Origin of the sequence: Mycobacterium sp. 852002-30065_SCH5024008 (assembly GCF_001665645.1) — a bacterium.
GTDB classification, from domain to species: Bacteria; Actinomycetota; Actinomycetes; order Mycobacteriales; family Mycobacteriaceae; genus Mycobacterium; species Mycobacterium paraffinicum.
This window is the reverse complement of the sequence record NZ_LZSZ01000172.1, coordinates 1-9,566: the sequence shown is the minus strand read 5'-3', so window position 1 is coordinate 9,566 and position 9,566 is coordinate 1. Positions and strand designations below refer to the sequence as shown.

General features: G+C 67.0%; 7 protein-coding genes. 3 read left to right on the top strand and 4 right to left on the bottom strand.

Translation table 11 applies throughout. The features are described from left to right. Together A5781_RS21675 and A5781_RS21670 are read right to left on the bottom strand one after the other, a co-directional pair. Positions 1 to 561, bottom strand: a complete 561-nt coding sequence (locus A5781_RS21675) for a phospholipase D-like domain-containing protein (RefSeq protein WP_067211658.1) — start codon at positions 559 to 561, stop codon at positions 1 to 3. A gap of 12 nt (positions 562 to 573) precedes the next feature. Further along, positions 574 to 1,692 carry a DUF2235 domain-containing protein gene (locus tag A5781_RS21670; RefSeq protein WP_067211654.1) on the bottom strand — a complete coding sequence of 373 codons (1,119 nt, stop codon included), beginning with the start codon at positions 1,690 to 1,692 and terminating at the stop codon, positions 574 to 576. Between the two features lie 110 nt (positions 1,693 to 1,802). Here A5781_RS21670 and A5781_RS21665 point away from each other — a divergent pair, with 110 nt between their 5' ends. Next, positions 1,803 to 2,525, top strand: coding sequence for a TVP38/TMEM64 family protein (locus tag A5781_RS21665; RefSeq protein ID WP_067211651.1), 723 nt, complete (start codon positions 1,803 to 1,805; stop codon positions 2,523 to 2,525). Here the strand turns inward: A5781_RS21665 and A5781_RS21660 are convergent. After that, positions 2,522 to 3,469, bottom strand: coding sequence for a class I SAM-dependent methyltransferase (locus A5781_RS21660; RefSeq protein WP_067211886.1), 948 nt, complete (start codon positions 3,467 to 3,469; stop codon positions 2,522 to 2,524). The two genes, A5781_RS21665 and A5781_RS21660, sit on opposite strands and share 4 nt — an antisense overlap. A 160-nt stretch (positions 3,470 to 3,629) precedes the next feature. On the opposite strand from A5781_RS21660, the gene A5781_RS21655 reads away from it, so the two are divergent. After that, positions 3,630 to 6,008, top strand: a complete 2,379-nt coding sequence (locus tag A5781_RS21655; RefSeq protein ID WP_067211646.1) for a lysylphosphatidylglycerol synthase transmembrane domain-containing protein — start codon at positions 3,630 to 3,632, stop codon at positions 6,006 to 6,008. Positions 6,009 to 6,021: 13 nt separating this feature from the next. Here A5781_RS21655 and A5781_RS21650 read toward each other — a convergent pair whose 3' ends face one another. Further along, the gene (locus A5781_RS21650; protein ID WP_067211641.1) at positions 6,022 to 8,652 is read right to left on the bottom strand and encodes a GH92 family glycosyl hydrolase; all 2,631 of its coding nucleotides are present in this window, start codon (positions 8,650 to 8,652) and stop codon (positions 6,022 to 6,024) included. Positions 8,653 to 8,841: 189 nt separating this feature from the next. Between A5781_RS21650 and A5781_RS21645 the strand changes: the two genes are divergently transcribed. Further along, positions 8,842 to 9,516, top strand: a complete 675-nt coding sequence (locus tag A5781_RS21645; protein WP_067211636.1) for an LpqN/LpqT family lipoprotein — start codon at positions 8,842 to 8,844, stop codon at positions 9,514 to 9,516. Positions 9,517 to 9,566: the final 50 nt, after the last annotated feature.

Genomic DNA, 9,566 nt, shown 5'->3' with positions numbered 1-9,566 from the left:
CTAGTGCGCGCCGCCGGATTGCGTCTTGGCCGCCATCTGCTTGAGCATGCCGTCGTGAATGATGTCGATCCGTGAACGGGCTTCCGCGCACACGTACGGGTCCCGGATCACGGTGAGTTGGTTGTCCTGCTTGGATTCTCCGCCGGTGGACCAGTTGGTCGAACCGGTGATGACGTCGACGCCGTCGATGATCACCATCTTCAGGTGCATGATCGCCGACTTCTCACTGTGACCGATCGCGATGCTGTTGCCGGTCTTGTCGTTGAGCCACGGGGCCAGCAGAGCGCGCTCGGACTTCCCCGCGGCTTGCGTGGAGTCGAGACTCATTTGTACATAGATCTTTTCGTCGTTCAGCGAGGACTGCAGCACCGAATTCAGTTCGGTGTCATCGTAGCCGTACATCGCGACCACGACGCTCTTGTCGGCCGAGGTCAACAAATCCTTGAGGGCCTCATGCACACGGTCGACCGGACTGTAGAACGTTCGCGTGTTGTCGGGATAGCCTGGCGGAAACGGCGCGGCTTTGTACTGGTCGAGAGTGGTCAGCGAACTGAGTGCCATGGGGTTTCTCCTTCACAACGCGGGGGACGTCCAGTCGGTCGGGTCGGCGCTGAGCCGTTGCGTCTCTTCGGTCAAATTCGGTAAGTAGCCCGGGTCGTCGCGACGGCGCACCAGCACGCTCGGATGCACCAGCGCGTCGGGACCCATCGGCCGGCGCCGGCAGCCGACCAGATACCACAGCTTGCCGTTGTGGTGGATCGGCGCGTCCGCGAAGTCTTCGGTCACCGCGCACTGCTGCCGGTAGGCCGCCGCGTCGATCGCCAGTTCGCCGACGATCCCGTCGGTGACCCACTTCAACGCGATCGTCGCGAGCCGGTGATCGGGCATGAACGTGCCGCCGACGTCGGCGTGCACGCCGGCGAACCAGCGTTCCTCCAGCCCCCGCGGATGGCGTTCGACGAGGTACTCCCGGTAGGGACGGCGGCGTTCGTCGATCGAGACTGCGTGCCGGATGCGCGCGACGTTGGGCAGCGAGCGGGTGTAGGGCCAGCGCAGGTTGCCGAACCGCAGGAAGCCGGCCGCCTTGACGGTGTCCCACAAACCGAGATACGCCACCGGCACCGCGTGGTACCACACCTGATTCGGGCTGTTCTGCCGCACAGTGGAGAACAGCGGCTCGTCCTCGGTGCGCCAGCAGAACGCGCGGGCGAACTCGGCCCAGTGGGCATATTCGTCCTCGGTGAAATACCGGTTGATGGCGTACTTTTCGACCGCGTACGGCAGCAGGTTCTCCGAGCCGGGCCGCAGCAACCCCGGCCGCAGCAACATGCCGGCCAACGCACGCGCGGTGTAGGCGCCGCGGCTGAAGCCGAAGATGTAGAGCGCGTCGCCGGGACGCCAATGCTGCATCACGTACCGGTAGGCCTGTGCGACATTGCCTTTCAGCCCCAGGCCGAATGCCTGCTCGAACAGTAAGTCCTTGGCGCGGGACAGCGACGAATGCGCCGATGCCGGCGCCAAGGTGCCGACACCGGGGTCGTAGTAGGCGAGCTGGCCGACCGGATCGTCCTTCTCCAGCATCTCGAAGAGCTTGGCGACATTGGTGAGATTCCCGGCTCCGATTTGGTTGGCGGTGCCGTCGAGGCAGACGACGATCCGCTTGCCCCGCGGTGGTTCAGGGTGCTCGGGCATCGAGGAAGGCCTCTCACAGGTATTCAACTCCCTGATGCGTAGCACTCTACGGCGGCCGCGCACGGGCCGTGACATCTTTCGCGGGCCGGTGCGGAAGAATCGCGGTCAGCATGGACGACAGCGACGATTCCTTACCCGACGCCCACCCCACCTCCCGGCGTACTCACATCGTGCGGCTCGGCGTGTTCGTCGTGTTCCTCCTCGTGCTGTTCTACCTGGTCGCAATCGCGCGAATCATCAACGTCGAGGAGGTGCGGCGCGCGGTGTCGGCGACTGGTCCGGCGGCGCCGGTGACCTACGTCGCCGTATCGGCCGTCCTGGGCGCGTTGTTCGTGCCCGGCTCGATTCTGGCCGCGGCCAGCGGGCTGTTGTTCGGTCCTGTCCTCGGTGTCTTCGTGACGCTCGGCGCGACCGTGGGTACCGCGGTCGTCGCCAGCCTCATCGGCCGCCGGGCCGGCCGGGACAGCGCGCGTGCGCTGTTGGGGCCGAAACGAACCGACCGAATGGACGCCTTGGTCGAACGCCGCGGCCTGTGGGCGGTGGTCGGTCAGCGTTTCGTCCCGGGCATCTCCGACGCGCTCGCGTCCTATGCGTTCGGGGCATTCGGAGTTCCGTTGTGGCAGATGGCCATTGGCGCGTTCGTCGGGTCGGTCCCGCGAGCGTTCGTCTACACCGCGTTGGGCGCCTCGATCGGGAACCGGTCGTCGCCGTTGGCGTACGCCGCGATCGCGGTCTGGTGCGTCACCGCCGTGGTCGGCGCGTTCGCCGCACGCCGCGGATACCGGCATTGGCGCGCTGGCCGTCGCGAGGACTCCGAAGCAGACGGCCGCTAGTTTCCCGCCCGCTCGGCGGACACGAACAGGTTTCCCGGCACGGCGTCCTCGACCTCCTTGGGCGCCGCGCGGCCGTAGCCGGCCATCAGCTTGTCGGACGGGGTGACGGTCACGCTCCAGCCATGGCGGCGGAACCAGTCACCAACGTCCTCGCGCTCCTCGAAGTACCACAGCTCGTCGGTCCTCGGCACCTCTCGGTCGGGGTCCACCCGCGCCATCAAGGCGCGGACCCGGTCCATCCGCGCACAGCGCTTCGCGCGGAACTCCGGATCGAGGAACTTCGGACCCAGCGCCTCCACGGCCACCCGGCTGCCGGGGGCGGTCAGCCCGTGGACGCGGTCGAACAGCAGCTCCTGTGCGGCGGCCGGCAGGTACGGCATCAGCCCCTCGGCCGACCACACGCTGGGCGCCGAGGGGTCGAACCCGGCCTGCCGCAACGCCGCCGGCCAATCGTGGCGCAGGTCGACCGGGACGGCGATCCGGTGGCACGCGGGCTGCGCCCCGTGTTCGGCCAGCGTCGACAATTTGAAGTCCAGCACCCGGGGCTGGTCCAACTCATAGACGGTCGTGCCGTCCGGCCACTGCAGCCGCCATGCCCGCGCGTCCAGGCCCGCCGCCAGGATCACCGCCTGCCGGATGCCGGCGCGCGTCGCGGCCAGGAAGAACTCGTCGAAAAAGGCTGTACGCGAGGCCATGTAGCCGACCATCGCCTGCATCTGCAACGGCAACTCGGGTTCGGCCTCGACGAGTTCGTCCGGCAGCTGCGGCGCCGAATGCCAGTTCCACACCCCGTCGCCGGCGGCGTCGAGGAAAACCTGCGCGAAGGGATCCCGGATCAACGGATTCTCGCTGCGCGTCTCGGCCGCGCGGGCGGAGGCCACCCCCAACGCCGTCGCCCCCACGCTCTCGGTGATCTCCCAGGTGTCGTTGTCCGTTCTCCCCACGCTCACGCCCTCCGATTCGCTAGCTCACCTACGTACACGACCCTACGCGCGCCCGGTGGGTGGGAGCTGTCGCGCAAGCGGGTATGGGCGTTAAGTTGTCGGCGAGCCGGCGAGCGGGATCGATCAGCGGCGCCGAACGGATCCGAAGGATCGTCACAACATGCGAGTCGACGGGCGCGAGATCAGCGTTTCCGGCAGCTTGCTGCAGCCGTTGACCCGGCGCACCAACGACATCCTGCGGCTGGCCGCGAGCGCGACCTTCCTCGCCGTGGTGATCACCAGTTCGCTGATCACCCGGCCGCAGTGGGACGCGCTGGAAAAGTCGATCTCGCAGATCGTCGGGGTGCTCTCCCCCCGACAGGCCGATCTGGTGTATCTCGCGTACGGCCTGGCGATCCTGGCCCTGCCCTTCATGATCTTGATCGGTCTTATCGTCGGTCGGCAATGGAAACTGCTCGGGGCGTATGCGGCGGCCGCGCTACTCGCGGCGCTGCCGCTGTCGGTGGGCGGCAACGGGTTTTCGGCGCCCCGCTGGCACTTCGACCTCTCCGAACGCCTGCAGACCGTGTTGGGGCAGTTCCTCGACGACCCGCGCTGGATCGGGATGCTGGCGGCGGTGCTGACCGTCTCGGGGCCGTGGCTGCCCGCGCGCTGGCGGCATTGGTGGTGGGCGTTGCTACTGGCGTTCGTGCCGATCCACCTCGTCGTCAGCGCCATCGTGCCCGCCCGCGCCCTGCTGGGCCTGGCCGTCGGCTGGCTCGTCGGCTCGCTGGTGGTGCTCGTGGTCGGCACCCCCGCGCTCGAGGTGCCCCTGGAGGCGGCCGTGCGCGCGATGGCCAGGCGCGGGTTCGTGGTTTCGCGGCTCAGCGTGGTCCGGCCGGCTGGCCGCGGCCCGCTCGTCCTTTCGGCCGGAGGCGACGAGCCCGACCGCGCAGCGGTCGTCGAGCTTTACGGCCCGCATCAGCGCAGCGGCGGCACGCTGCGCCAGCTGTGGATCAAGCTGCGGCTGCGCGATACCGAGACCGCGCCCCTGGTGACCTCCATGCGCCGCGCCGTCGAGCATCGCGCCCTGATGACGATCGCCATCGGGCAGGTGAACCTGGCCAACACCGCGACGATCGCCGTCGCCACCCTCGATCGGGGCTGGATCCTGTACTCGCACAAGCCGCCTGATGGCCTGCCTCTCCGCCGATGCGCGCAGTCCACGCCGGTGGAGAAGGTGTGGCGAGCGCTGCGGAGCCTCAACGATCAGCAGATCGCGCATGGCGACCTGCGGGGCAACGAAATCACCGTCGACGACGGCGCCGTGCTCTTCGGCGGCTTCCACAGCGCCGAATACGGCGCCACCGAAGCTCAACTTCAATCCGACATCGCCCAGCTGCTGGTGACGACCTCGGCCCTGTATGACCCCAAATCGGCGGTGGCCGCCGCGATCGAGGCGTTCGACCGGGATACCATCCTGAACGCGTCGCGTCGATTGACGAAAGTCGCTGTGCCGCGACCCATTCGCAGGTCCATCTCGGATGCGGGCGCCGTCATATCGGCCGCCCGCGCGGAGGTGAAGCGGCAGACCGGTGCCGATCGGATCAAACCCGAAACCATTACCCGATTCACCCGCGGCCAGATCATCCAACTGGTGCTCTTCGGCGCCCTGGTCTATGTCGCGTACCCCTTCATCAGCACCGCGCCCACGTTCTTCTCCCAACTGAGGACCGCGAACTGGTGGTGGGCGCTGCTGGGCCTGGGGGTCTCGGCGCTGACCTACGTCGGGGCGGCCGCCGCGCTGTGGGCGGCCGCCGACGAGACGGTGAACTTCTGGCGGCTGTCAATCGCGCAGGTGGCCAACACTTTTGCCGCCACCACCACCCCGGCAGGAGTGGGCGGCCTCGCGCTGAGCACACGGTACCTGCAAAAGGGTGGCGGGCTGTCCGCCGTGCGGGCCACCACGGCGGTGGCCCTGCAGCAATCCGTGCAGGTGATCATGCACCTCGTGTTGCTGATCCTGTTCAGCACCGTCGCCGGGGCGTCGATGAACCTGTCTCACTTCGTCCCCACCGCCACGGTCCTCTACCTGATCGCGGGCCTCGCGCTCGGGATTGTCGGCACTTTTCTGTTCGTCCCCACGCTGCGACGCTGGCTGGCCACCGACGTGCGCCCCAAACTCAAAGAGGTGACAACCGACCTCGTCGAGGTCGCCCGGGAACCGAAACGACTGGCGCTGATCGTACTCGGCTGCGCGGGAACGACTCTGGGTGCGGCGCTGGCCCTGTGGACCAGCGTCGAAGCATTCGGCGGTGGTGCTTCGTTCGTCACCTGCACCGTGGTCACCATGGTCGGCGGGACACTGGCGTCAGCCGCGCCGACGCCCGGCGGGGTCGGGGCGGTCGAGGCGGCGCTGATCGGTGGCCTGGCCGCCTTCGGGGTGCCGGCGGCCGTCGGCGTGCCGTCCGTTCTGCTGTATCGGGTGCTCACCTGCTGGCTGCCCGTGTTCGCCGGCTGGCCGGTGATGCGGTGGTTGACCAAGAACGAAATGATCTAAAGCACGCCCCGGATCACTCCGTTCCCGGCTGCACGACCACGAGAATGGTTGAGGTGCGCGCGCTTTGGCCGACCTCAGAGGTCAAGTACACCAGGTAATACTCCGGGGGCACCGACCGTTCGACCTTGATGGGTACGTCGATGGTCGCCGACCCGTCCGGGGAGAACTGTCCCGTCGTGGGCGTCACGGTGATACCGACGTCCGAGGCGGTGCCGGTGACGGTGTAGCCGCCGGCATCACCGATCATTCGTTGGGCGTCGAGTTTCACGGTGCCCGTCGTGCCCGGCTCGATCGTGACGATGGGACTGGGGACGTTGACGGTTACGGCCGCACTGCCCGTACCGAACGAGGGCGGCGCGGACGATTCATTTGTGCCCCAACGCCTGTCCGGGTAGCCGGCGAGCGAGAAGTTCAGGTCCCCGCCGGTGCGGATGAAGGACTCGGGCAACCACGTGTGATCGCTTGGCCGGCCGTCGACGCGCAGCCCGCTGATGTATTTGAGGTGGTGTGGTCCGGACGCACCCGGTGCGGAGATCCGAATGGTTTTGCCGCCGGGAAGCGCGATCGCGGCACGATCGAAGAGCGGCGCGGCCATGGTAAGGATCGAGGTCCCCGGGGTGCTCGGGTAGAGGCCCAGGGCAGCCCAGACGTACCAGCTGGCCAGCGCGCCCAGATCGTCGTTGCCCGGCTCCCCGTCGGCCGTCGGTCCGAACAGCCCGCGGACCCGGTCGACCGTGCGTTGCGTCTTCCAGGGTTGACCGATGTAGTTGTACAGCCACGGCACGCCGAAGCCGGGTTCGTTGCCGGCCCACAGATAGGGCTCGTTGGGACCGACGTTGAGTTTCCTGGTGAAACCGTCGAGCCGGCCGGCCACCGCCGGGCGGCCCCCCAGCGCCGTCACCAGGCCGGCCACGTTGTGCGGCACCCACCAGACGTACTGCGCGGCGTTGCCCTCGTCGAAGCCGACCTGGCCAAAGTCCGACGGGGACACCACGAACGCCGGGCCGGCGCGGAAGAAAGTGGTCCAGCTGCGGGGCGAGATGTACCGGGTGGTCGGATTGAACAGGTTCTGCCAGTACTGCGACCGAACCTGGAATTCGGCGGCGGTCGCCTTGTCTCCGAGCGAATCGGCGAACCGCGAGATGGCGAAGTCGTCGACCGACCACTCGAGCGTGATCGACGCGGCGGCGACCCAGCCATCGGTGCGGAACTCGAAGGAGAACGGCGCGTAACCGAATCGCTGGTACGTGTCGATTCCCGGCCGCTCGACGTAACCGTTAAGCCCGACACCGCCTTTCGTCGCCGCATTCACCATGTAGCGCAGGGCCGTTTTGGTGTCGAAGTCCTCGGCCCCGAAGGCGTGAAAGTTCACGATGAGCGGTACCACGTTGTCCCCGCTCATCTCCGCGGTCGCGGCGTTGGCCAGCGCCCAGCGCGGCAACGCTCCGCTCTGCTCGGCGTCGTTCACCAGCGATTGGGCCATGTCGCTCGCCCGGTCCGGAAACAGCAGCGCCTGCAAAGCCGCCAAACATCGGTACGTGTCCCAGTCAGAGAAGTTGGCGTACTGCGTGCGCCCCGCGGCCACGGTGTGCACGGCGCCGTCGAATCCCACGTAACGCCCGTCCACGTCGTTGAAGGTGTTGGGGTGCAACAGCGATCGATACAGCGCGGTGTAGAACGTTTCCAGATCGTCGGCATTGCGGCCGGCAACCGCGATGCGAGACAGCGAGGTGTTCCACATTCTCGACGCGGCGCCGCGGACGTCGTCGAAGCTCGCAGCACCCTCCGCCGCGAGGTTGGCCCGAGCTCCGTCGATGCCGACGTAGGAGATCGAGGTCTGCACCTCCAACACCGCCCCGGCCGGAAATTCGACGTATCCACCGCTGTATGGCGAATTCGCGCTGCGCGCACCGGGATAAACCGCATTGCCGTCCCAGGCCCCGTAGGAGGTGAAGGGCTGGCTGAACTTCATGGCGAAATAGACCGTGTAGGTGTTGTTCTTTCCGCAGAATCCGCCGCTGGTGGCCCAGCCGGTGATCGTGGTGTTGTCCTCACCGATCTGGATGGTGGCGCGGGAGTTGCCCGCGAGCGATGCGCCGGAGCGCACGTGGAGGAGGGCGGGGCGGCCGTTGCGCGGGAAGCTGAATCGGCCGACACCCGTGCGCGTGGTGGCGGTGAGTTCCGCCTTCACCCCGGTTCCCGGAAACCGCACCGTGTAATAGCCCGGCACGCCGCGTTCGGTGTCGTCGTGGGCGATTCGCTCCCAGGCCCTCCACGGCTGCGAGCCAATTGCGTTGGTGGTCGGCAACATTGAGATATCGCCGAACGCGGCGCAGCCCACAGAGGCGTGGGTCATGCTGAATCCGGTAGAGCGCGGGTTGTCGTAGTTGTAGCCGGCATAATTGCCCTCGGTGTCCGGTGAATACTGCACCATTCCGAACGGCACGGTGGCGCCGGGGAAGTTGTTGATCTCCCCCACCGTCTGGCCGCCCGTCCCGGTGCCCACCAGCGTGGCGACGTGGTCGACCGGATTGGCAACGAATCCGGGCTCACCGTCGTACGCAATGGGCGGCGCCGCAGCGACGAAAGCCATGAAGACGACCGACGCCGCCAGCAGCGCGACGAGGGCCCTTCGTGACCGCATACCTGTCTCTTACTGGACAACGCGGTTCTGGGTGAGTGTTTTCCACACGAATTGGATAACGATTTACGGGCCGGTCGCGTTACCGCCAAAAAGTGCAAAAGATACCGGCGAAGTTGCAGGCCATTTCGGCTACTGTCATTTCGGCGTGGCCGGCGCTGGTACCGGCCCCAATTTTCGGGAGATTGGATTATGAAACATTTGACGCTAGCAACCATTTCCGTAGCGCTGAGTTTGGCGCTCGTCGGTTGCGGCAATGACCACAAGTCCGGCAGTCAATCGTCGACCTCGACGTCCACATCCACCTCGACGTCCACGACGTCGGCTGCAACCAGCTCCGCCCCGGCCGCGAAAGCGAAATACACCATCGCGGACTACGTCAAGGACAACCACATCACCGAGACACCCGTTCACCACGGCGATCCTGGCCCCAACGTCGACCTTCCGGTGCCCGCCGGTTGGCAGCTCAACCAGAACTCCGGCACGTCGTATGGCGGCATTGTTATGACCCAGCCCAGCAACCCCGCCGATCCGCCCACCGTCTCGGCGCTGTTCTCCAAGTTCACCGGCGACGTGGACCCGGCGAAGATCATCCAGTACGCACCGGGCGAGGTGCAGAACCTGCCCGGATACGAGGGCAGCGGTGACGGCAAAGCGTCCACGCTCGGCGGCTTCCAGGCGTGGCAGATCGGCGGCACGTATCAGAAGGACGGCGGCACCCGCGTCATCGCGCAGAAGACGGTGGTGATCCCGAGCCAAGGCGCGGTCTTCGTGCTTCAGCTCAACGCGGAGGGCCCGCAAGCCGATCAGGGTCCGTTGATGGACGCCACCAACATCATCGACGACCAGACCACCATCACCCCCTGACGAGGCACGCGATGGCGCCGCGGAGGGTTCCCCTGTCTCTTATACACATC